The sequence below is a fragment of the uncultured Corynebacterium sp. genome, assembly GCF_946998835.1.
Taxonomy (GTDB): Bacteria; Actinomycetota; Actinomycetes; order Mycobacteriales; family Mycobacteriaceae; genus Corynebacterium.
Window position 1 is genome coordinate 1 of the sequence record NZ_CAMQAZ010000008.1, and the last position, 21,273, is coordinate 21,273.

The 21,273-nt window shown below is 56.8% G+C and carries 21 protein-coding genes and 3 tRNA genes; 21 read left to right on the forward strand and 3 right to left on the reverse strand.

Features of this window, described 5'->3' with window-relative positions; translation table 11 throughout:
• Positions 1–87 precede the first annotated feature (87 nt).
• Both Q0U90_RS04140 and Q0U90_RS04145 read right to left on the reverse strand, forming a co-directional pair.
• Positions 88–158, reverse strand: a tRNA-Cys gene (locus Q0U90_RS04140).
• Positions 159–224: 66 nt separating this feature from the next.
• A tRNA-Gly gene (locus tag Q0U90_RS04145) sits at positions 225–297 on the reverse strand.
• Between the two features lie 312 nt (positions 298–609).
• Between Q0U90_RS04145 and Q0U90_RS04150 the strand changes: the two genes are divergently transcribed.
• The 14 genes from Q0U90_RS04150 to Q0U90_RS04215 all read left to right on the forward strand — a co-directional run bounded on the left by Q0U90_RS04150 (position 610) and on the right by Q0U90_RS04215 (position 13,433).
• Positions 610–684 (forward strand) — tRNA-Val (locus Q0U90_RS04150).
• A gap of 507 nt (positions 685–1,191) precedes the next feature.
• Complete coding sequence (locus Q0U90_RS04155; protein WP_297452007.1) at positions 1,192–1,638, forward strand: copper resistance CopC family protein; 447 nt, start codon at positions 1,192–1,194, stop codon at positions 1,636–1,638.
• 4 nt (positions 1,639–1,642) lie between these two features.
• Positions 1,643–2,281 (forward strand): copper chaperone PCu(A)C, encoded by a 639-nt coding sequence (locus Q0U90_RS04160; protein ID WP_297452009.1) that lies wholly within the window; start codon positions 1,643–1,645, stop codon positions 2,279–2,281.
• Between the two features lie 288 nt (positions 2,282–2,569).
• Positions 2,570–3,796 carry a Dyp-type peroxidase gene (locus tag Q0U90_RS04165; RefSeq protein ID WP_297452011.1) on the forward strand — a complete coding sequence of 409 codons (1,227 nt, stop codon included), beginning with the start codon at positions 2,570–2,572 and terminating at the stop codon, positions 3,794–3,796.
• 159 nt (positions 3,797–3,955) lie between these two features.
• Positions 3,956–5,950 (forward strand): threonine--tRNA ligase, encoded by a 1,995-nt coding sequence (thrS, locus tag Q0U90_RS04170; protein WP_297452161.1) that lies wholly within the window; start codon positions 3,956–3,958, stop codon positions 5,948–5,950.
• A gap of 150 nt (positions 5,951–6,100) precedes the next feature.
• Complete coding sequence (locus tag Q0U90_RS04175; RefSeq protein WP_297452163.1) at positions 6,101–6,736, forward strand: HIT domain-containing protein; 636 nt, start codon at positions 6,101–6,103, stop codon at positions 6,734–6,736.
• Positions 6,730–7,431 carry a phosphatidylinositol phosphate synthase gene (pgsA, locus tag Q0U90_RS04180; protein ID WP_297452013.1) on the forward strand — a complete coding sequence of 234 codons (702 nt, stop codon included), beginning with the start codon at positions 6,730–6,732 and terminating at the stop codon, positions 7,429–7,431. Before Q0U90_RS04175 ends, pgsA begins: the two co-directional genes overlap by 7 nt.
• Positions 7,432–7,442: 11 nt before the next feature.
• Complete coding sequence (locus tag Q0U90_RS04185) at positions 7,443–8,345, forward strand: phosphatidylinositol mannoside acyltransferase (protein ID WP_297452015.1); 903 nt, start codon at positions 7,443–7,445, stop codon at positions 8,343–8,345.
• 2 nt (positions 8,346–8,347) lie between these two features.
• The gene (locus Q0U90_RS04190) at positions 8,348–9,490 is read left to right on the forward strand and encodes a glycosyltransferase family 4 protein (RefSeq protein WP_297452017.1); all 1,143 of its coding nucleotides are present in this window, start codon (positions 8,348–8,350) and stop codon (positions 9,488–9,490) included.
• Between the two features lie 53 nt (positions 9,491–9,543).
• Positions 9,544–10,047: an NUDIX hydrolase gene (locus tag Q0U90_RS04195; RefSeq protein ID WP_297452018.1), complete on the forward strand. Its 504-nt coding sequence runs from the start codon at positions 9,544–9,546 to the stop codon at positions 10,045–10,047.
• Positions 10,048–10,197: 150 nt separating this feature from the next.
• A complete protein-coding gene (pdxS, locus tag Q0U90_RS04200) occupies positions 10,198–11,100 on the forward strand; it encodes a pyridoxal 5'-phosphate synthase lyase subunit PdxS (RefSeq protein WP_297452020.1) in 903 nt (300 codons plus the stop codon).
• 2 nt (positions 11,101–11,102) lie between these two features.
• Positions 11,103–11,981: an acyl-CoA thioesterase II gene (locus Q0U90_RS04205; RefSeq protein ID WP_297452022.1), complete on the forward strand. Its 879-nt coding sequence runs from the start codon at positions 11,103–11,105 to the stop codon at positions 11,979–11,981.
• Complete coding sequence (pdxT, locus tag Q0U90_RS04210; RefSeq protein ID WP_297452024.1) at positions 11,981–12,601, forward strand: pyridoxal 5'-phosphate synthase glutaminase subunit PdxT; 621 nt, start codon at positions 11,981–11,983, stop codon at positions 12,599–12,601. Before Q0U90_RS04205 ends, pdxT begins: the two co-directional genes overlap by 1 nt.
• A 79-nt stretch (positions 12,602–12,680) precedes the next feature.
• Positions 12,681–13,433, forward strand: a complete 753-nt coding sequence (locus Q0U90_RS04215) for a YebC/PmpR family DNA-binding transcriptional regulator (RefSeq protein ID WP_297452025.1) — start codon at positions 12,681–12,683, stop codon at positions 13,431–13,433.
• Positions 13,434–13,597: 164 nt separating this feature from the next.
• Here Q0U90_RS04215 and Q0U90_RS04220 read toward each other — a convergent pair whose 3' ends face one another.
• Positions 13,598–14,062 (reverse strand): DUF3817 domain-containing protein, encoded by a 465-nt coding sequence (locus Q0U90_RS04220; RefSeq protein ID WP_297452028.1) that lies wholly within the window; start codon positions 14,060–14,062, stop codon positions 13,598–13,600.
• Positions 14,063–14,177: 115 nt separating this feature from the next.
• Here Q0U90_RS04220 and ruvC point away from each other — a divergent pair, with 115 nt between their 5' ends.
• The 7 genes from ruvC (at position 14,178) to Q0U90_RS04255 (ending at position 21,272) form a co-directional block, all read left to right on the forward strand.
• Positions 14,178–14,735 carry a crossover junction endodeoxyribonuclease RuvC gene (ruvC, locus tag Q0U90_RS04225; RefSeq protein WP_297452165.1) on the forward strand — a complete coding sequence of 186 codons (558 nt, stop codon included), beginning with the start codon at positions 14,178–14,180 and terminating at the stop codon, positions 14,733–14,735.
• A gap of 82 nt (positions 14,736–14,817) precedes the next feature.
• Positions 14,818–15,438 carry a Holliday junction branch migration protein RuvA gene (ruvA, locus tag Q0U90_RS04230; RefSeq protein WP_297452029.1) on the forward strand — a complete coding sequence of 207 codons (621 nt, stop codon included), beginning with the start codon at positions 14,818–14,820 and terminating at the stop codon, positions 15,436–15,438.
• Between the two features lie 66 nt (positions 15,439–15,504).
• Positions 15,505–16,617 carry a Holliday junction branch migration DNA helicase RuvB gene (ruvB, locus tag Q0U90_RS04235; RefSeq protein ID WP_297452031.1) on the forward strand — a complete coding sequence of 371 codons (1,113 nt, stop codon included), beginning with the start codon at positions 15,505–15,507 and terminating at the stop codon, positions 16,615–16,617.
• 86 nt (positions 16,618–16,703) lie between these two features.
• Positions 16,704–17,153 carry a preprotein translocase subunit YajC gene (yajC, locus tag Q0U90_RS04240; RefSeq protein ID WP_297452033.1) on the forward strand — a complete coding sequence of 150 codons (450 nt, stop codon included), beginning with the start codon at positions 16,704–16,706 and terminating at the stop codon, positions 17,151–17,153.
• Between the two features lie 310 nt (positions 17,154–17,463).
• Positions 17,464–19,401: a protein translocase subunit SecD gene (secD, locus tag Q0U90_RS04245; protein ID WP_297452035.1), complete on the forward strand. Its 1,938-nt coding sequence runs from the start codon at positions 17,464–17,466 to the stop codon at positions 19,399–19,401.
• A 6-nt stretch (positions 19,402–19,407) separates the two neighbouring features.
• Positions 19,408–20,625: a protein translocase subunit SecF gene (gene secF / locus Q0U90_RS04250; protein ID WP_297452037.1), complete on the forward strand. Its 1,218-nt coding sequence runs from the start codon at positions 19,408–19,410 to the stop codon at positions 20,623–20,625.
• Between the two features lie 110 nt (positions 20,626–20,735).
• The gene (locus tag Q0U90_RS04255; protein ID WP_297452039.1) at positions 20,736–21,272 is read left to right on the forward strand and encodes an adenine phosphoribosyltransferase; all 537 of its coding nucleotides are present in this window, start codon (positions 20,736–20,738) and stop codon (positions 21,270–21,272) included.
• The last annotated feature ends 1 nt before the right edge of the window (position 21,273 follow it).

Genomic DNA, 21,273 nt, shown 5'->3' on the forward strand with positions numbered 1-21,273 from the left:
AACCAGTGACCTCTTCCGTGTCAGGGAAGCGCTCTCCCGCTGAGCTAAACGCGCTTTACATCAAATCCTGGATTGGATTTTCTGCTGAGGTGGAAACGGGAATCGAACCCGTGTACACGGCTTTGCAGGCCGTTGCCTCGCCACTCGGCCATTCCACCGTGAGGCTGCCGCCTCAGTGGTTGCCTCGAAGTTATACCATAGAGCCTAACTCCTTGGGAAACCAGAGCGGATGACGGGACTCGAACCCGCGACCCTAACCTTGGCAAGGTTATGCGCTACCAGCTGCGCTACATCCGCATTGCGTTGCAAGAGGGCTGGAAGGCTCTCTCGCGGTGCGAAAGATACTTTAGCGTGATTGTGTGATTGATTACAAATGCGCTGGTGAACGGCTCTATTGTGCTGGCTGGATTCGAGGTAAAGCCAGATTTATGAAGAGGTTAAATTTCACCCTTGTCATTTTATGGGGTTCGGGGTTCGGTGGCCCTGCGGTTAATCAGGGTTGCATAGCCCCTCCGTGATGGAATCGCCGAACTGCACAATTAGGGTATTTCGGGAAGTGCGTGCTAATTTAACTCGCAGAGAGGCAAAGCCGCGTAGCTTTCCTGTCTCAGTCCCATAGCTCAGTGGAAGAGCGTTCCGTTCACACCGGAAAGGTCGCTGGTTCGAACCCAGTTGGGACTACCAAAATTGGCAAGTCCTGGGTTTCATCCAACCCAGGACTTTCGCTATTTCTGCTGTTTAACGGTTTTCCTCGCGTACCGGTGGGGGAGCAAAGGGTAGAGTGGCCGTGATGTTGGCATGAATCTTTGCGCAAATCCTGGCACAAAAAACGGTCTGCGGATAGTTTGTTAAGTATCCTTGCTGCAACGTCATCCAAAAGGCATCCATGAGGGCAGTCCAGAATCTTAGGTATTGACCTCAACGAAGGAAATATTTAAATCTTCGGGAACTTTTTCGGGATACCATCCGACAATAGGTGTAAGGCCGGTAGTCAACCTACTGCTGGTCTTCTCGAACTGTCACGCTTTAAGGAGTTGAACTGTTCTAGTGGGTTCCCGGGTCGCTTCAGCCGAAACGCGTCGATGGCAAAAGCTTGGTTACCGGCGCGCGATAGCTGCTGTAGCGGCGTCTGTTGTATGTGTGGGTGCTTCAGTCTTTACTGCAGCGCCAGCAAGTGCTCATGACGCCGTTGTGTCATCAAATCCAGGTGACAAGCAGATACTCAAGGAGTTTCCGCACCACGTTTCGCTCAAGTTCTCCGGCAACCCCAAGGACAACTTCAACACCGTTGCAATCAGTGATGCAGATGCCAAGGAAGTCCTATACTCCCACGAGCCAGAGGTAGTGGGCAATGAGGTCTCCCTCGACATTCCGGAAGACATCAATCCGGGCCCTGGCAACTACATCATTGGTTTCCAGATAACGTCCTCGGATGGGCACTCCACCCGGGGGAAGACCACTTTCTCGGTGGAGGATCCGGATGCTGCAGGCGCAGCCGAAGCTGAGGCAGAATCTCGTCAGATCGGTGAGAACGCCGAAGAAACGAAGTCTCTACCCCTATGGGCCTACGGGCTCGGTGGTGGGCTGATTGTAATCATCGCCGTTGTCGTCACCGTTATTAATCGAAAGGCAAAATAGATCCATGAAGCTCAACCGCACTGCAAGTGCTCTAATCGCCGGCTCAGCAGCTCTGACTCTCGTCCTTGCAGGCTGCTCGTCGGATGATAATACTGTCGCTGAAGCGACTGAGTCCGCGACTTCCGCCGCAACCGAGGCTTCGTCTGCGATGGAGGAAAGCGACGCTGCTGTGCAGCTGACTGATGCCTACATCAAGGAAAAACCAGCCGATAAGAAGATGACTGGCATTTTCGGTGTTCTTTCTAACACCACTGACAAGGACATTAAGATCTCATCCTTCAAGATTGAGGGTCTGAAGGAAGGCACCAAGTTCGAGCAGCATGACACCAAGGATGGCAAGATGTTCGAGGTGCCGGAAGGCCTTACCATTCCAGCTAACGGTGAGCTTGCCCTGCAGCCAGGCAGCACGCACCTCATGGTTATGAACAACGATGAGGCTATGGAACAAGGCGCTCAGTACAAGCTCGTTATTGAGCTTTCCGACGGCTCCAGCATCACCCAGGACATCGAGGTTCGTGTTCAGCCAGCAGGTGAAGAGGACTACGGTGAGGACGGGGAGCTGAAGAACTCAGAGCACATGGGTGGCGATAAGATGGACCACGAAAATATGGATCACGGCTCCATGGAGCACGAAGGCCACTAGTTCTATTCAAGGGCACCTCGGTCAACGACTCGTCGTAAAGCGGATGTGAACCCAGCGGCGGTGAGTGGTCGACCTACGGTGACTCGATGGTGTCAGAGGCGCTGGAGTTTGGCAGGTTATTGCAACAATTGCATTGAACTCCGGCGCTTCTGCTATTTCATGAGAAAATATTTCGCGAAGGTCGAAATAGATGGGCGGGTGGTGGCAATTCAGAGGTCGAAACACTGGCGGACCTTCACCCACCGCAGGTGCTCTAGTTTTAGTAATCAGAAAGGTAAGAGTCACATCATGTCCGAAGGCTTTTCCAGAAGGCGTTTTCTTGGAGGGCTTGGTGCTGCGGCGGGAGCTTCAGCAGTAGCCATAGGGGCACCGGACGCCCATGCAATCGGGCTGGAGCGCCAGAATGAAGAGCCCCCCAAGCCTCCATTGCAGACTGCTACTGTGCCTTTCGATGGGGCTCATCAAGCGGGGATTGAAAGTCCCGCACAAGCGAATCTGTGGCTCGTTGCCTTCAATGCGAAGAAGGACGTTAATCGCGAACGCCTTCAAAATCTAATGCGAGTGTGGACAGATGACGCACGCCGGATGACCGCGGGGCAGCCCACCCGCACCGACTTGGAGCCGGAACTCATGGGCGCCCCTGCGAATCTCACTATTACTGTTGGTTTTGGTGAGAACTTCTTCAAGGTCATTGATAAGGAAGACCAGAAGCCGGACTGGTTGGGCAATCTGCCAAAGTATGTGAACGATGAGCTTCGTCCAGAGTGGAATGGTGGAGACATCTGCCTGCAGATTTGTGCAGACGATCCGGTGATGTTGTCCCATGCAGCCCGGATGATGGCTCGAAATGCAGCTCCGTATTTGGATGTCCACTGGGTGCAGGCGGGTTTCCAACATGCCAATGGTTCACGGCAGGAAGGTGAAACCCCACGGAACCTCTTTGGTCAAAAGGACGGCACGGTTAACCCACGCAGTCGCGCTGAATTCGATAAGCAAGTGTGGATTGACAGTGGTCCCGACTGGCTGCGGGGCGGTACAGCGATGGTCGTTCGCCGTATTGAGATGGACCTGCCGGGCTGGGACGTGTTGGACCGTGAGAGCCGCACCGTTGTTACTGGTCGGGAAATCGACACTGGTGCGCCGATTGGCGGCACTGATGAATTTGAGACCGTGGACCTATCAAAGACAGATGAGTACGGCTTACCTCTGACAGATCCAAACAGTCACGTCGCGCTGTCGATGCCGCCGAAGGAATATCCGAACCAGCGGATCCTTCGGAGGGTGTACAACTACGACCTGCCACCGGAGCCGAACGGTCGATTTGAGACCAATACAGGGCTGGTGTTCGTCTGTTTCCAGAAGAATCCATTGGAACAGTTCCATCCGATTCAAGAGCGTCTGTCGGAGAACGATCGACTGAATCAATGGATTTTCCACATCGGTTCTGCCGTGTTTGTCATACCTCGAGGAACCTCTGAAGAGGAATACTGGGCGCAAGACCTCCTCGAAGCTTAAGTTCCGACCGTGCGGTAAAGTGTGTGTGCGACTGACGAAAGTCACCAGGTATGTGACTTTCGACGACACTTTGAAAAGGAGTACACGCGCGCCGTGTCAGAAGAATTTGCAACCCCAGCACCGTTTTCCGTACCCGCAGGAGTCTCTGCGGGTGAGGCGATGAGAGACCTGGGTTTCCCGAATAGGGGCGTTGATGCCATCGTTTGTGTCCGCGACCCCGAAGGCAATTTGAAGGACTTGTCCTTTAAGCCAGAGGCGGAAACCGTCTTCGAACCAGTTCCGGCCAACACCCCGGATGGTCGCGATGTCATCCGCCACTCCGCGACTCACGTGATGGCTCAGGCCGTGCAGTTGGAGTTCCCAGGAACAAAGCTGGGTATCGGTCCAGCCATCGACAATGGCTTCTACTACGACTTCCGTGTCGAAGAGCCTTTTTCGCCGGAAGACCTCAAGCGCATTGAAAAGCGCATGAAAAAAATCATCAAGTCCGGTCAGCGGTTCGAGCGCTTCGCGTTCGACTCTGCCGATCAGGCGCAGGAGGCGCTTGCCGACGAGCCTTATAAGCTCGAGCTGATTGTAGAAAAGTCGGCCGGAAAGGTCTCTGAGGACGATGAGGCCAATGTTGACGTCGGTGGTGCAGGTACGACCTTGACCGGCTACCGCAATGTCAACCCGCGCACTGGCGAGACTGAGTGGTTCGACCTTTGCCGTGGTCCGCACGTGCCGACCACCCGCTACATTCCGGCTTTCAAAATCACGCGTTCTTCTGCTGCCTACTGGCGCGGTGACCAGTCCCGTGATGATTTGCAGCGTGTCTACGGTACTGCATGGGAATCCAAGGAAGCTCTCGACGAGCATCTGGATCGCATGCTGGAAGCGGAAAAGCGCGACCATCGTCGACTCGGCTCCGAGTTGGATTTGTTCAGCTTCCCGGACGAGATTGGTTCCGGATTCCCGGTGTTCCATGTCAAGGGTGGCATCATCCGCAACGAGATGGAGCAGCACTCCCGTCGTCGTCACATCGAAGCTGGCTACGACTTTGTGAATACTCCGCATGTGACCAAGGGGGATTTGTTTAAGAAGTCCGGTCACTTGGACTTCTACGCGGATGGAATGTTCCCGCCGATGCAGCTCGACGGTGAGTACGACGAGCACGGCAACTGCACCAAGGCTCCGCAGGACTACTACGTCAAGCCGATGAACTGCCCGATGCACAACCTGATTTTCGCATCGCGTGGTCGCAGCTACCGTGAACTGCCTATCCGCATGTTCGAGTTCGGTACCGTCTACCGCTATGAGAAGTCAGGTGTTATCCACGGTCTGACTCGTGCCCGTGGCTTCACCCAGGATGATGCTCACATTTACTGCACCGAAGAGCAGCTGGAAGAAGAGCTAACCAGCGTCCTCGACTTCATCATCTCGCTTCTGCGTGACTACGGTCTGGATGACTTTTACCTGGAATTGTCCACGAAGGACGATAAGAAGTTTGTCGGATCGGATGAGATTTGGGAGAAGTCCACGGCTATCCTGCAGCGTGTCGCCGACGCTTCCGGCCTTGATCTCGTTCCGGATCCGGGTGGAGCCGCCTTCTACGGTCCGAAGATTTCTGTCCAGGCCCGCGATGCGATTGGTCGAACCTGGCAGATGTCGACGGTTCAGCTTGACTTCAACCTGCCGGAGCGTTTCGAGCTCGAATACACTGCGCCGGACGGAACTAAGAAGCGCCCGATTATGATTCACCGCGCGCTGTTTGGTTCTATTGAGCGCTTCTTTGGCGTCCTGCTGGAGCACTACGCCGGCGCTTTCCCCGCGTGGCTGGCTCCGGAGCAGGTCGTTGGTATTCCAGTCGCGGACGACTGTATCCCGCACCTGGAGGACTTCGCTGCACAGCTGAAGTCTCGTGGCATCCGCGTTCACGTGGATACCTCGGACGACCGTATGCAGAAGAAGATTCGCAACCACACCCAGGCAAAGGTTCCGTTCATGATTCTGGCCGGTGCTCGCGACATTGAGGCCGGTGCTGTCAGCTTCCGTTTCCTCGACGGTACTCAGATCAATGGTGTCGCAGTTGAGAAGGCTGCGGACATCATCTGTGACTGGGTCGCATCGCGGAATAACGAACAGCCGAATAAGGAAAACGTCTCTGCTCTCTAGGGTTCGCTGACGCTCTCTAACTCGACCGGGTTGTTTTATCTGGTAAACCGCGCGCGGTAATCCTAAGAATGCAGCAGCAAGGTCGTAAACTACAGCAGAGAATTAATTGTGGTCGAGGGCCGAGAGGTCCGCGGCCACGCAACGAAGGGGATGGCAGTGAATCAGTCGGGAAGTGAAGAGTTGCCTCCGCAGCAGCAGGGCAATGACGGTCAACAGAACTCGTCTGATGGCGTGTACGTCGACAGCGGTTACGGCGAACCGGACCGGCTCACGCGCTTGTGGGCACCGTACCGGCTGGACTACATCGTTAAGCGTGGTGTGCACAACTCTAAGCCATCCCGTAACCCCTTCGTTGATCTGCCGAAACAGAGCGATGAGGAAGCCCTCATTATCGCTCGCGGCGAGTGGGTATACGCAGTTCTGAATCTATTTCCGTACAACCCCGGTCATCTCATGGTGGTTCCGTACCGCGAAGTCGCCAATCTTGAGGACTTGACTGAGGAAGAAACCTCCGAGATGATGCGTTTTGCGAAGCACGCCGTCCGCACTCTCAAATCAGTTTCGCGCCCGCATGCCGTGAACGTCGGTTTCAACTTGGGCAAGGCTTCCGGCGGTTCCGTCGCAGATCACCTGCACATGCACGTCGTCCCGCGCTGGTCCGGCGACAGCAATTTTATGACCGTCATCGATGGCACCAAGGTTCTCCCGCAGGCCCTGCGTCAGACCCGCACGTTGCTTGCCGACGGCTGGCGTGACCTAGAGCAGGAGGACGAGGCAACATGCTGAGCGTGCGTGGTAGGGCTCCAATCCGCCCAGTAGTCGAACCGGTAGCCGCTGCACTTTTGCGCATCGGCATTAGCCCGAACATAGTCACCCTCGTGGGAACTGCGGTTTCAGTGTTCCTTGCGGTAATCCTGATTCCGACTAACCATCTCTTTGCCGCCGCGGTGTCAATTGCCATCTTTACGGCGTTTGATTTGCTCGATGGCACGATGGCCAGACTCCAGGGGCAAGGCACAAGGTATGGGGCGACCTTGGACGCCTCCTGCGACCGCATCACCGATGCAGCGCTTTTCGGCTCGATTGCGTACTGGGTGGTGTATCACCATGATGCCGATGCGGTGTTGCTTATTTTGACTTTGGTTACCATGGGGTCTTCCCAGGTCATCTCCTATGTCAAAGCTCGCGCAGAGGCCAGTGGCCTCAAGGTCAACGGTGGTCTCGTCGAACGTGCCGAACGACTCATCATTGGACTGGTCGGTGTTGGCCTCCAGGGACTTGGTGTGGACTATGCCCTCTATGTCGCGATGTGGCTTTTGACACTCGGTTCGGTATTTACCGTCGTCCAGCGTTTGTACATGGTGGCAAAGCAGCCGGGTGCGCTAGATCCGATTGCACCGCCAGCGGGCGCAACTGATAGCTCAACTATCAGCTCCGGCCCTTCGTCGAAGTCCGCGGGCTCGGCTGAACCCAGCAACTAAAGGAGGATACGATGTCGGGTTTCTTCCTTCCCCGTTCTAAAGACGATGTGGTTGCACTCGGATATATGGCCGGGTGGAAGATTTTTGGTCTGCTACCAGAACGAGTGGCATATGGCCTCGGTAATCTGGCCGCGGATCGTGTTGCGATGAATCCCGACACAACGCGCCAGCTTCGCAAGAATTTGGCACGGGTTATGGGTTGTTCCCCGGACGAGGTCCCGCAGGGACTTATTCGCGCCTCTATGCGCTCTTATTTGCGCTATTGGGTGGAGGCATTCCGGCTTCCCTCCATCGCGTCACCGGAGTTGGCCAATACGGTTGAGTCCACCAGCGTTGGTCTCGAACGCGTCTCTGAAGCCCTTAACGCGGGGGAATCCATCGTCATTCCACTACCGCATTGCGGCAACTGGGACATGGCGGGCATGTGGCTCGTTTCCCGGCATGGCCGGTTCAGTACCGTGGCGGAACGGCTGAAGCCAGAGGTGCTTTACGACGCTTTCGTGGAGTACCGCGAATCCCTCGGATTCCGCATTCTCCCGCTGACCGGTGGCAAACCCGCGCTGCCGGAACTGCAGAAGCGATTGGAAGACGGTGGCGTTGTGTGCCTGCTGTCTGATCGTGATTTCGGCGGCCACGGGGTCCCGGTCACTTTTTTCGGCGAGCAGACTACCATGCCGGTCGGTGCAGCAAAGCTAGCACTGGACACTGGCGCTCGGCTTATGCCCGCGGGCCTGTCCTACACGCGCGATGGCTGGCGTTTTGTGGCACATCCATTCGTGCCGACTGAGGGGCGCAATCTAGCTGACATTGTCCAGGACATCGCTACTGTTTTTGAATCTGATATTGCCCAGCATCCAGCGGATTGGCACATGATGCAGCCACTGTGGCCAGCGGATAAGAAGAGGTCAAAGTAGTAGTGCGAATCGGAATGGTGTGCCCGTACTCGTTCGATGTCCCAGGCGGTGTTCAAGCTCACGCGATTGACTTGTGTGAGGAGTTCATCCGTCGTGGCCATGAGGTAAGTCTTATCGGTCCGGCCAGTGCACAAGCAGATGTGCCAGGCTTTGTCGTGCGCGGCGGCGCTGCCATCCCCATTCCGTATAACGGATCCGTCGCTCGGCTCTCATTTGGTCCCCGCACGAGCCGTCGAGTCCGCGCGTGGATAGAGGACGGCAACTTTGACATCGTCCATATCCATGAGCCGAATTCGCCCAGTTTCTCGATGCTCTCGCTGGTCAACTCGGTCGGTCCAATTGTCGCGACCTATCACTCTGCGGCGACGGATTCGTTGGCATTAAAGCTGGCCACTCCATTCCTGCGTAAATATTTAGAGCGTATCCGCGGAGGTATTGCGGTTTCGGAAGTTGCTCGTCGCTGGCAGGTCGAGCAGCTCGGTGGCGATCCAGTCCTGATTCCCAACGGTGTCCGGGTCGGAGATTTCGAGTCCTGTCCTCCTGCCGCGTCATTACCTGAAATCCCGCGGCGGCGCGAGGGCGTTTTTCGCCTCGTATTTCTCGGTCGCTTTGACGAATCCCGGAAGGGCTTCGACGTTTTGCTAGACGCTTTGCCTGCAATTCGTGCAGAGGTTCCACAGCTTGAGGTCTGTGTTGTGGGTGATGGTGATGCCGCGGCAGCTCGTCGTAAAGCTGGGAGCAACGCGAATTCCCTCCACTTTGTTGGACGTTTGTCGGAGGATGCAAAGGCGGCGATTCTCGCTGATGCCGATGCTTATATTGCTCCACAGCGTGGCGGCGAGAGCTTCGGCATTGTGCTGGTAGAAGCGATGGCGGCAGGTGCGCCTGTCATCGCCAGCGACATCGACGCATTCAGACTCGTGCTTGACGACGGCCGGTACGGACTTCACTTTGAAAACGGCAACTCCGCAGACCTTGCGAGTGCAGTTGTTCGCCTTTTGAAGCGTCCTGAGTTGGGGGAGGAGCTTCGCACTCTCGGGCATGGACGGGCCTGGGAGTATGACTGGTCGAAGGTCGCCGATAGTGTGCTTCGTGTGTACGATACTGTGCGCATGGAGGGCGAAAAAGTCGTCATTGCGCCGTAGCTCATTCCGTCAGGGCAGTGTAGTGAAAACGATGGAGTGAAAGTGGGTATTCGGTGAACGTAACCGTACCGGTCTGGGTTGTTGTTCTGGTCATCGCGCTAATTGTCGTACTTGTAATCGGTCTGGTGGCTTCATCGACAGCGACGCGGCTGAACCGTATGCATATTCGCACGGATTTGGCGCGTTCCTCACTGGAAGCGGCACTGGGGAGACGGGCAGCAGTAGCTCGTGCTGCGTACCCGGAGCTCGCCGGCGTAGTGGCGAAGGTGGAAGCAACACCACTTCGAGCTAACTCCACCGGGCAACGCGCAGATGTGGAAAACGAGCTGACTAGGAAAATAACGGCGCTGTATGAGGACCAGCCAGTGGAACAAACAATGGCCATTGAACTTGCCGATGCCCACACGCGACTCGAGCTCGCCCGTCGTTTTTACAACGATGCAGTGACCGATACCAAGGCACTGCGCGCCCGGCCTCTCGTGCGCGTGCTGCGGCTGGCCGGTACCGCACCTGAACCGGAATACTTCGACGTTGCAGACGGGCTGACCTCAGCTTAGGCTTGCATAAAGGCTGTAGAAACCCGCTGTTGTGCTGGATTTTTGCCGTATTTTCCGAGTCTATGAACAGCACGGTCTAGTTGAGGCGTTATAGTGTTAAACGACTACCAACAGTCATATTCACCAGTTTTATTAGGGAAGTAGGGTTCGTTGAGCACGGTTGAAAACAACTCCGGTCAGGGCACTGCGCGCGTCAAGCGCGGTTTCGCTGAGATGATGAAGGGCGGCGTCATCATGGACGTCGTTACTCCGGAGCAGGCCAAGATTGCTGAGGATGCCGGCGCAACTGCCGTGATGGCGCTGGAGCGTGTCCCAGCCGATATTCGCGCCGAAGGTGGCGTGTCGCGCATGTCCGACCCGGACATGATTGAGGGCATTATCAATGCCGTTTCCATCCCGGTTATGGCCAAGGCCCGTATCGGCCACTTTGTTGAGGCACAGGTTCTGCAGTCTCTCGGTGTTGACTTCATCGATGAGTCCGAGGTTCTGACCCCGGCCGATTACTCGAATCACATTGACAAGTTCGATTTCACCGTGCCGTTTGTCTGTGGCGCTACCAACTTGGGTGAGGCTCTGCGCCGCATCAACGAAGGCGCTGCCATGATCCGTTCCAAGGGTGAGGCCGGCACCGGAGATGTCTCCAACGCTGTGACACATATGCGCACCATTCGCGCTGAAATCAACCGTCTGCGCTCCATGGCTCCGGACGAGCTCTACGTTGCTGCCAAGGAGCTGCAGGCACCGTACGAATTGGTGCGTGAGGTTGCAGAGACCGGTAAGCTGCCGGTCGTCCTGTTCACCGCAGGAGGCATTGCTACTCCGGCTGACGCTGCCATGATGATGCGGCTCGGCGCTGAGGGTGTCTTTGTTGGCTCCGGCATCTTCAAGTCCGGTGATCCGGAAAAGCGTGCAAAGGCTATTGTCCAGGCAACGCAGCACTACGATGATCCGAAGGTCGTCGCTGATGTCTCCCGCGGTCTCGGCGAAGCTATGGTCGGCATCAATGTCGATGAGATTCCGCAGCCGCACCGACTCGCTGAGCGTGGCTGGTAAAAATGGCTAACATCCGCGAGGTATTAGATCTGGAGCAGATTGACAGGGACATTTTCCGTGGCCCCGTCATTAAGTCAATTCTGCAGCGCACTTTCGGTGGCCAAGTTGCCGGCCAGTCCCTCGTCGCGGCGACGCGCACGGTGGGAAATACCTTCGCGGTGAACTCCCTCCACGCCTACTTCGTAGGCCCGGGCCGCCCCCATATTCCCACGGTGTACCTGGTCAAGCGTATTCGCGATGGCCGGTCTTTCTGCCATCGCTCCGTTGAAGCAGTGCAAGATGGCCGCACGATTTTCGTCATGCAGGTCAGCTTCCACCGCAAGGGGGATGAGGGGCTCGAGCACTCTGACGTGATGCGCAAGGTGCCAGATCCGGAGGATGTGGTCACGGATACGTCTGCGATGACGAATACCCGACGCCTACTCATGCGCGAGTGGGCAGACTGGGATATTCGGGTAGTCCCGGATGATCAGTTCGAACACAACAAGTACACACCGTCGCAACAGTTGGTGTGGTTCCGATGCAAGGATCGTCTCCCGGACAATGAGACCTTCCACGTGTGCACTCTGGCGTACATGTCCGATATGACTCTGTTGTCATCGGCTCTGGTTCCGCATCCAGGTGTGGAGGTACAGGAAGCCAGCCTCGACCATGCTATGTGGTTCATGCGCCCATTCCGCGCTGATGAGTGGCTTCTCTACGACCAGATTTCGCCGTCGGCACATGCCGGTCGCGCACTGACTCACGGACGCATTTTCAACCAAAAGGGTGAGCTCGTGGCCGTCGTCACGCAGGAGGGGCTGACCCGAAGCCTGACGCCGGGTGTCGAGCCCGTGCCAGTGGCGGCGAATTTCGATCCGCAAAGCGAAAACCTCGACTAATGGCGCAGGAAACTATCGGTATCCTCGCACTTCAGGGCAACGTCGCGGAACACGGCTATGTTCTAGACGAACTCGGTGTCGCTCATCGCAAGGTTCGGCTTCCGCGAGACCTGGAGGGACTCAGCGGCCTGATTTTTCCCGGCGGTGAATCCACGACCATGAGCAAGTTGATGGTCTTCAACGAGCTTGTGGAGCCGCTGCGAGAGGCGCTCCGAGATGGTCTTCCGGCTTACGGCACCTGCGCAGGCATGATTCTGCTTGCCGACGAAGTGCTCGACACCCGACCGGATGCTGTGAGCCTCGGGGCGCTTGATATCACGGTTCGTCGTAACGCATTTGGCCGGCAAGTCGATTCCTTTGAAACTGACTTGGATATCCCGCAGCTGGCAATTGGCGGCGACCACCCACCTGTGCATGCCGCTTTTATCCGTGCCCCGTGGGTTGAGCGAGTCGGCAATGGGGTTGAGGTTCTGGCACGCGTTCCAGAATCTACAGGGGAGGCAGCTGGCATGGTCGTCGGAGTGCGGCAAAAGTCAGCGATGGCAACCAGTTTTCACCCGGAGTCGACGGGGGAGACACGGGTTCACGAGTTCTTTCTGCGAGAGCTTGTCGGCATTTAAACTGCTGGTTTGTATAATGAACACCTAAGTAATTCCCATCTACATGGGCATTGACGAGAGGATTGGTAGGAACTAGCACATGGCGGGTCATTCAAAATGGGCAACCACTAAGCACAAGAAGGCTGCTAATGACGCCAAGCGCGCCAAAGAGTGGGCAAAGATGATCAAGAACATCGAGGTCGCGGCTCGTACCGGCGGCGGCGATCCGGCTGGTAACCCCACCCTCGATGACATGATCAAGAAGGCCAAGAAGGCCTCGGTTCCCAACGACAACATTGAGCGTGCTCGCAAGCGTGGCTCCGGTGAGGAGTCCGGCGGTGCTGACTGGGAGACCATCGTCTACGAAGGCTACGCGCCCGGTGGTGTCGCCCTGATTGTGGAGTGTCTGACGGATAACCGCAACCGTGCTGCATCCGATGTGCGCTCGGCTTTCAACAAGAACAACGGCAACATGGCTGACAACGGTGCCGTGGCGTACTTGTTCGAAAAGAAGGGCGTCGTCGAGCTGCCGAAGGGCGAGCTGACCGAGGACGATCTGCTGATGGCAGTGCTCGATGCTGGCGCGGAAGAGGTTAACGACCTGGGCGAGAAGTTCGAGGTCGTCTCCGCCTTCACCGATTTGATGAATGTTCGTACAGCTCTGGTCGACGCTGAGATGGAGTACGATTCCGCAGATCAGGACTACCGTGCTGCAACCACTGTCGCTCTCGATGCTGACGGCGCACGTAAACTCTTCCGTCTAATCGATGCCCTCGAAGAGTCCGACGACGTCCAGAACGTCTACTCCAACGCCGACATCAGCGACGAGGTTTTGGCAGAACTTGACGACTAAGCGTCTGCTTGGCGACGGGTTGTTCTGTGGCTTCTGGTGCCAGCGGGTGCCTGGATGTGGTTAGCCCGAGGCGCTGGATTGCCCGGTGACCTGGTTTGAACGGAAAAATCCCCATCGGAAGATTGTCCGATGGGGATTCTTAGTCTCTGAGGATTCGTACGGTTCTAGGAGAACCACTGCGTCGGAGGACCTGCCATCAGCAGCAGCGTGAAGACCACGATGAGCACGATTAGAATGACGAATGCCGAAATAAACGGACGGCGAATAACCATGGCGAGAGCCCATTCGAAGATATCCTGTGGCTGCTCAGACTCATCAGTAAAGCGCCAGGGCTGGTCCAGCAGTCCGGCCTTCAGGGTGTTCTGTTCAAACGGGTAAGTTGCGAACGGAATGATTGAAGAGGCTAGACCGACTACGCCACGGCCAAAGCTCCAACGCTGGTTAATCCACACCATGATGGTGGTGGCCACGTAGCACAGGAATGTGAAACCGTGAATGCTGCCGAAGATGGTGGTGGCAACGTCAGTGACTTTGAAAAGGTTTTTTAGCGCCAGACCGATAAGCAACAGGGCCCATGTGACCATTTCAGCTGCAGCGAGAATGCCGTAGAGCTTCTTCGGTGAGTTCATGGTGTCAAACCTAGCAGAACTATGGGTGGCCGCCTCAGGAGAATCTAATGCAAACAGCTGTTCGAAATGTGGTATTAGTGGATACGTGACTTATCGAGCTGGTTCTCTGCGGGTGATGGGCATTGACCCGGGCCTTACTCGCTGCGGTCTTTCCATTGCCGAAGGCGCTCAGGGCAGGAAAGTCGTTCCCATCGCAGTCGGCGTGGCCCGCACACCAACCACGGCATCGTTGGAAGATCGCCTCTTGCGGCTTTCTAATGCAGCTGAGCAGTGGATGGATGAATATCAACCGGACGTGGTTGCTATGGAAAGGGTTTTTGAGCGCGGCAATGTCTCCACCGTTATGCAGACTGCGCATGCGGTCGGTGTGCTTGTCCTCGCTGCGGCGAGACGTGGTTTGGAAGTGCATATGTACACGCCATCGGAGGTCAAAAAGGCGCTTACCGGCAATGGCCGTGCGGATAAGAAGCAGATGACCATGATGGTAACCAGAATTCTCGGGTTGGAAACTCCGCCTAAGCCTGCAGACGCGGCAGATGCGTTGGCTATTGCCATCTGTCATTGTTGGCGTGGCCCGGTGCTGCAACGGCAGCGGGATACTTTGGAGGCGCTCGCAAAACAGCACGAGGCGCGAGAGCTGGAGCTTTCTCGGCGCGAGGAGACTTCGCGGTAGGTCTATGACCGGAGAGGGATTAGCTGTGAAATCTGTGCTTATCGGGGTCTGTGATGGTCAGTATGGAAAGGAATTGTGAGAAGTGATTGCATCTCTGCGCGGTGAGGTCATTGACCTCGGTGCGGACTATTGCGTTATCGAATGCGGTGGGGTGGGCCACCTGGTCACCATTACCGGCAGGCTGGCTTCCCAACTGGTGCGGCATGAGCAGACTTTCATGTTGACCACTATGGCAGTTCGTGAGGACGCAATCACGCTTTTCGGTTTCGCCAACTCGCAGGAACGTGAGATGTTTGCGCTTTTACGCACGGTCTCCACAGTTGGGCCAAAGGTCGCGATGTCCGTTCTTTCTGCGTTGTCACCGGCTGAGATTGCCAATGCGGTCGCCTCAAAGAACGCCAAGGCGCTGCAGGTCGCAAACGGCGTCGGTAAGCGATTGGCGGAGCGCCTGCTGGTTGAACTGAAGGACAAGGTCGAGGTTTTTGCCGACCGTGCGGTATCCCAACCAGAGGAAGCCACCGGTGGGGCGGCACCTGGCATTGTTTTGAAGGCAGATCTCGATCAGGTTGTTGGCGCTCTAATCGGGCTTGGGTTCCCAGAGGCTGATGCAAATGAAGCGGCAGAGACCGTCGTTCGGATTGATCCGACATTGGATACGTCGATGGCCCTGAAGGCGGCACTAAAGACGTTGGGCGAGAAGTAGAAGCAGGTCGGCAACCTGCAACTACATTGATGGTGAAAGTTTGCAGTGCACTAGGATGAGGGGACTATGAGCGATATCGAGCGCACGGAGTTTAACGTGTCAGACAACCCCTTCGGGGGTTCCCTCGGCGGACCCACCAATAATCCCTTCGGTGGTGCGGGAAACGGTGCGCAGCGCGATGTTGATGCCCGTGCTCAGCTCGAGGAAGTCGATGCGGAATCGAACCTGCGCCCTAAGTCGCTAGGGGAGTTCATCGGTCAGCCCAAGGTTCGAGAACAGCTGGACTTGGTGCTGGCCGGAGCGCGGGGTCGAAACGTCACGCCGGATCATATTCTGCTGTCGGGGCCTCCTGGCCTGGGTAAGACGACCATGGCCATGATTATTGCGCAGGAGATGGGAAGCTCTCTGCGCATGACGTCTGGCCCGGCGCTGATTCGTGCGGGTGATCTGGCAGCAATGCTGTCGAACCTGCTAGAGGGCGATGTCCTCTTCATCGATGAGATCCACCGGATCGCCCGGCCAGTGGAGGAGATGCTCTATATGGCAATGGAGGATTTCCGTATCGATGTCATCGTGGGTAAAGGCCCGGGTGCTACCTCGATTCCACTCGAGATTCCGCCATTTACGCTTGTAGGCGCGACTACGCGCTCAGGTATGTTGACCGGCCCGCTGCGTGACCGTTTTGGCTTTACCGCGCAGATGGAGTTTTACGAGGTTGAAGACCTCACCAAGGTGGTGACGCGTGCTGCGGGAATCCTGGGCGTGGATATCAGCCCAGAGGCAGCGGTAGAAATTGCTTCGCGTTCGCGGGGCACACCACGAATCGCCAACCGCCTGCTGCGCCGCGTCCGTGACTTCGCCGACGTTCATTCCGGTGGGGTTATTGATCTCGGGGCGGCGAAGGCTGCGCTGATTGTCTTCGATGTCGATGAGCTGGGACTCGACCGTTTGGACCGCGCAGTGCTGACCGCCCTGGTCAAGGGACATGGCGGCGGGCCGGTGGGCGTGAATTCCCTGGCTCTGGCAGTGGGGGAGGAACCCTCGACGGTGGAAGAAGTGTGTGAACCCTATCTAGTACGTGCCGGCATGATTGCGCGTACATCCCGCGGACGTGTAGCAACTGCCCGCGCATGGCGACACTTGGGTTTGCAGCCGCCGGAGGGGACGATCGGAGAGTAGTTTCCTGCAACTGAGTCCGCGTGGTCTGGAGTTCCGCCCAGGGCAGTGTGGAATTGCTAGCAGGCAATTCGTTAAACTCGGCAGACATGAATCAAACTATTCTCCTCCTACTTATTTTCTTGTTCCTGGCGCTGCCAATTTGGCAGATCATCAAGCAGAACAAGCAGGTGCGCACTATCCGGGACATGCAGGATAAGCTGGCCCCGGGCGCGGAGGTCATCACCGGATCGGGCATGCACGGTGTGGTCGTTGACACCACCGATACAACAGTCGACCTGATCATCGCGGACGGAATCGTCACCCGCTGGGAAAAGGGTGCTATTGCCCGCAACCTCACTACCGGCACTGGAGCTAGTTACGCTCACCGTGACCAGCGCGGCCGGGTCTCCGATGCCGAGGACGATCATGTCGGCGATGTGCAGGAAATCACTGGCCGCAGTTCGGCTGACAATGCGGCACCGGAGTCGGGTACGTCGAATGCACCGAGCGACCTGGACAATCCGGGAGCCGACGGCTCTACGTCTACCGAGAAGTAGCAATGACTCTTTAGAGTCCGCACTTTTCCGGCGCGCTCGCGTTTGGTTGCGTGCGCGTCATAGGACAAGACATACGACCCAGGTTTCGCCGTCGGCAAGCGTGGGAAAAATTTTCAATAAATTGGTACAAGTCGAAACCGGCACGCCACGCTAAATCGGTTATTCTCTAGCGGTTGGTGTTTATAGCTTTGCTTTGCGACGTCCGCAATGCCTCCAGCGGGTTTTGCACGAGTTCGCGGTGCGGTTATGGACACGCGTTTCTACCCGAAGCGTTCTAGTACCTAAACGTCACGATTCAGGAGACTTTGCTTTGAACAGCAAATCCAGATCCGGTGCGAATACATTCAAGAGGAACTGGCCACAGTGGCTGTTGGCGCTGTTCGTCAGCTTCCTTATTCTTACGTACGCACTCGTCTTTTTCACTGGCGGCGGATCAGCCAAGCCAAAGTTGGGCATCGACCTGCAGGGCGGTACCCGCGTTACTCTGGTGCCGCAGGGCGAAAAGCCGACTCGCGATCAGCTCGATCAGGCTCGTAAGATTCTGGAAAATCGCGTAAATGGCATGGGTGTCAGTGGCGCTCAGGTCGTCACTGACGGTGACACCCTGGTCATTACTGTCCCGGGTGAAGATTCACAGGAGGCCCGTTCTCTCGGCCAGACCTCGCAGCTCTTCTTCCGTCCAGTGGAGCAGCCTACGCAGGGCCCCGATGAAGCTACCTTTGGTGAGGTAGTCAAGAAGACCGCCGAAGATTGGGTGTCTGTTGGTGTGCTGTCGAAGGAGGAGGCCACCAAGCGCGTTGATGACCTGTACAAGGACATGAACGAGACCCAGAAGCGTGCTGTCGACGCCTTCAAGCAGCAGAATCCGGACCAGCCGGTTCCGGAGGAACTGTCCAAGTCGCTCGGCGAAGCCCCGACGTTGGAAGCTACTGCTCCGGCGAAACCGGCGAACTCTATTGAGGCGGCGGAGCTGCGCACGAAGGTTCGTGACGTGTTGCTGGCAACCCGCCAGTCTGAAGACCCTACGACACAGTTTGCGGCCGCTGCTCTGATGACCTGCGATGACCGCAACGCAGTCGATCCGCTGCAGGGCGCTGATGACCCGGCCAAGCCACTGGTCACCTGTTCGCCAGAGGGAGGTCAGGCAATCTTCCTGGGCAAGGCTCCGCTGCTGATTGGCCAGGAGGACGAAGCCGACGGCCAGCGGTTGTCCGGTGATTCCATTGACACCAATGCCCCGATTAGCGGTGGCTACGACCAGCAGTCTGGCCAGATTCAGGTGTCCTTTAGCTTCAAGTCCGGTAAGAACGATACCGGCGCTCGTACGTGGACCAAGTTGACCAATGATTACCTGCAGCGACAGGTGGCAATTGTCTTGGACTCGAAGGTTATTTCCGCTCCGGTGATTCAGGAGGCCACCCCAGTCGGTTCCGCCACCCGCATCACTGGTGATTTCACTATCGATGAGGCCCAGGCCCTGGCCAATAATCTGCGCTACGGCGCACTGCCGTTGTCGTTCGCAGGTGAGGACGGTGAGCCGGGAGGCACCACCACGACCATTCCTGCCATGCTAGGTTCGGCATCCCTGGAGGCCGGTCTGCTGGCAGGCATCATCGGTATCGCTCTGATTGTTGTCTACGCGGTGGTTCTCTACCGCGGTCTCGGTGCAATTTCGCTGGTTTCGCTCGCAGCAGCTGGTGCGATGGTCTACGGCGTGCTCGTACTGTTGGGGCGCTGGATTGGCTACTCGCTCGATCTCGCTGGTATCGCCGGCATCATCATTTCCATTGGTGTGACGGCGGACTCGTTCATCGTTTTCTTCGAGCGCATCAAGGATGAGATCCGCGCGGGCAGAACATTCCGCTCTGCAGTTCCGCACGCTTGGCGACGAGCACGGCGCACCATCCTGTCGGGTAACTTCGTGTCCATCATTGCGGCTGTGGTTCTTTACATCCTGGCCGTCGGTGATGTCCGTGGTTTCGCGTTTACACTCGGCCTGTCCACGGCATTCGATATTGTGACCGCCTTCCTGGTGACCGCACCATTGGTCATCCTGGCTACCCGGAAATGGCCGGCACTGTCCAAACCGTCCATGAACGGTTTTGGTTCGGTCATGGAGGTCGCTAATAGGAACAAGTCCGTAGCTACCGGTAAGAAGGCTGTCGCCACTAGTGCAGCTCCCAGCACAGCGACCAGTGCCGGCACCGAATCCGGTTCGGCTAACTCCGGCGCGATTGAGGGGAAGTAGGAATCCATGAATACTACTCAGACGAATCCGGCGCTAACCACGGATATTGACGGCGCAAACGACGACTCCTTCTTCCGCCGCCTCTACACCGGCGAGGGTGGAATTAACATCGTCGGCAAGCGGAAGCGTTGGTACCAGATTGCAATTGCCGTCATTGTCATTGCTGTGGCGTCAATGCTGATTCGAGGCTTTAGCTTCGGTATCGACTTCGAAGGCGGCACTAAGTTGACCATGCCGCCGGCCTCAGTGACCACTGAACAGGCTGAAGAGGTCTTCACCGATGCCACTGGTGTGACACCGGAGTTGGTGCAGATTATCGGTTCCGGTGAGGGACGTATCCTGGAAATCACGTCTGAAAAGCTGACTCAGGACGAGATTAATAATGCTCGTGTTGCACTGAACGACGCATTCAAGCCCGTCGACGCACAGGGGGAGCAGACCCCGGATGCGATTGGTGACTCGACCGTTTCCGAGTCCTGGGGCTCGTCGATTACCAACCGAATGTTGCTGGCCGCAGTGGTATTCCTGGGTTTGGTCTTTGCCTACATCACCATTCGCTTCGAGCGTGACATGGCTATTTCTGCCATCCTCGCTCTGGCTGTGGACGCAATCGTGATTATGGGCATCTACGCGCTGATCGGCCTAGATGTCACCCCGGCCACCATTATTGGTCTGCTGACTGTGCTGTCGTTTTCGCTGTACGACACCGTCGTGGTCTTCGACAAGGTCGACGAGAACACGGCGGGCTATCGCTCGTCGACACGTAGAAGCTACGCCGAGCTGGTGAATCTGGCTGTGAATCAAACCATCATGCGTTCCATCAACACCACCGTGTCGACTCTGCTGCCGATTCTGGCACTGATGATTATCGCCGTGGGCATGCTGGGTGTCGGTACGCTCAAGGATTTGGCACTGGTTCAGCTCATCGGCATTATTCAGGGCACATTCTCCTCGATCTTCCTGGCCTCGCCGCTGTTGGTATCGCTCAAGTCGCGTCAGCGCAAATACCGCAAGCACGACGAAGCGGTAGCCGCCGCACGGGCAAAGGCATCTGTTGGTGCTAGCTCGAACACCGAAAACGGCACCGTTGATGCTGCGGAGGACAAGGCCGCGGAAGACGCGTCGGCAAGCGAGATGGAGCAGTCGACACCGAAACGAACGGTGACAACTCCGAAGCTTGAGGGGGATGAAGACAAGCCTCTGTCCTGGCGTCCGGGGCAGTAGAAGGTAGCGGACCCCAGCGGTTGGGGTGAAACTACTTTAAAAGGGCATAGTGCGGGTATCGTTGACAGGTACCCGCACTTTTTCTTTTTGTCGAAAAGGAGCCTGCACCTGTGTCATATGCACACGCGCGAGAGGCATTGGCCGATCAAATTCGTTTCGTCCCCGATTTTCCAGTTGAGGGCGTACTCTTCGAGGACCTGACACCGGCGCTTGCCGACGGCCCGACTTTCACCCTGATTGTGGACGAGATCGCCGCCAAGGTAGAAGAGTTTGGGGCTGATGTCATTGGCAGCCTTGATGCGCGTGGATTCCTGCTGGGCTCCGCTGTGGCATACAAACTGGGGCTGGGGGTGCTGGCCATTCGGAAGAAGGGCAAGTTGCCACCGCCTGTACTGACGGAGACCTATGACCTGGAGTACGGTACGGCGTCACTGGAAATTCCGGCCAGTGGGATTGAGCTGAAGGGCAAAAAGGCCGTGCTTGTCGACGATGTGTTGGCGACAGGTGGCACCCTGTGTGCAGCCCGCGCGCTGCTGGAAGCCTCCGGCGTGGAGGTAACTGGTTTGTGCACTGTTCTCGAGGTCGAAGGTTTGGGAGCTCGGGAGAAGCTCGCTGATCTGCCTCTGTTCGTGGTCAATAGGGGGTGAA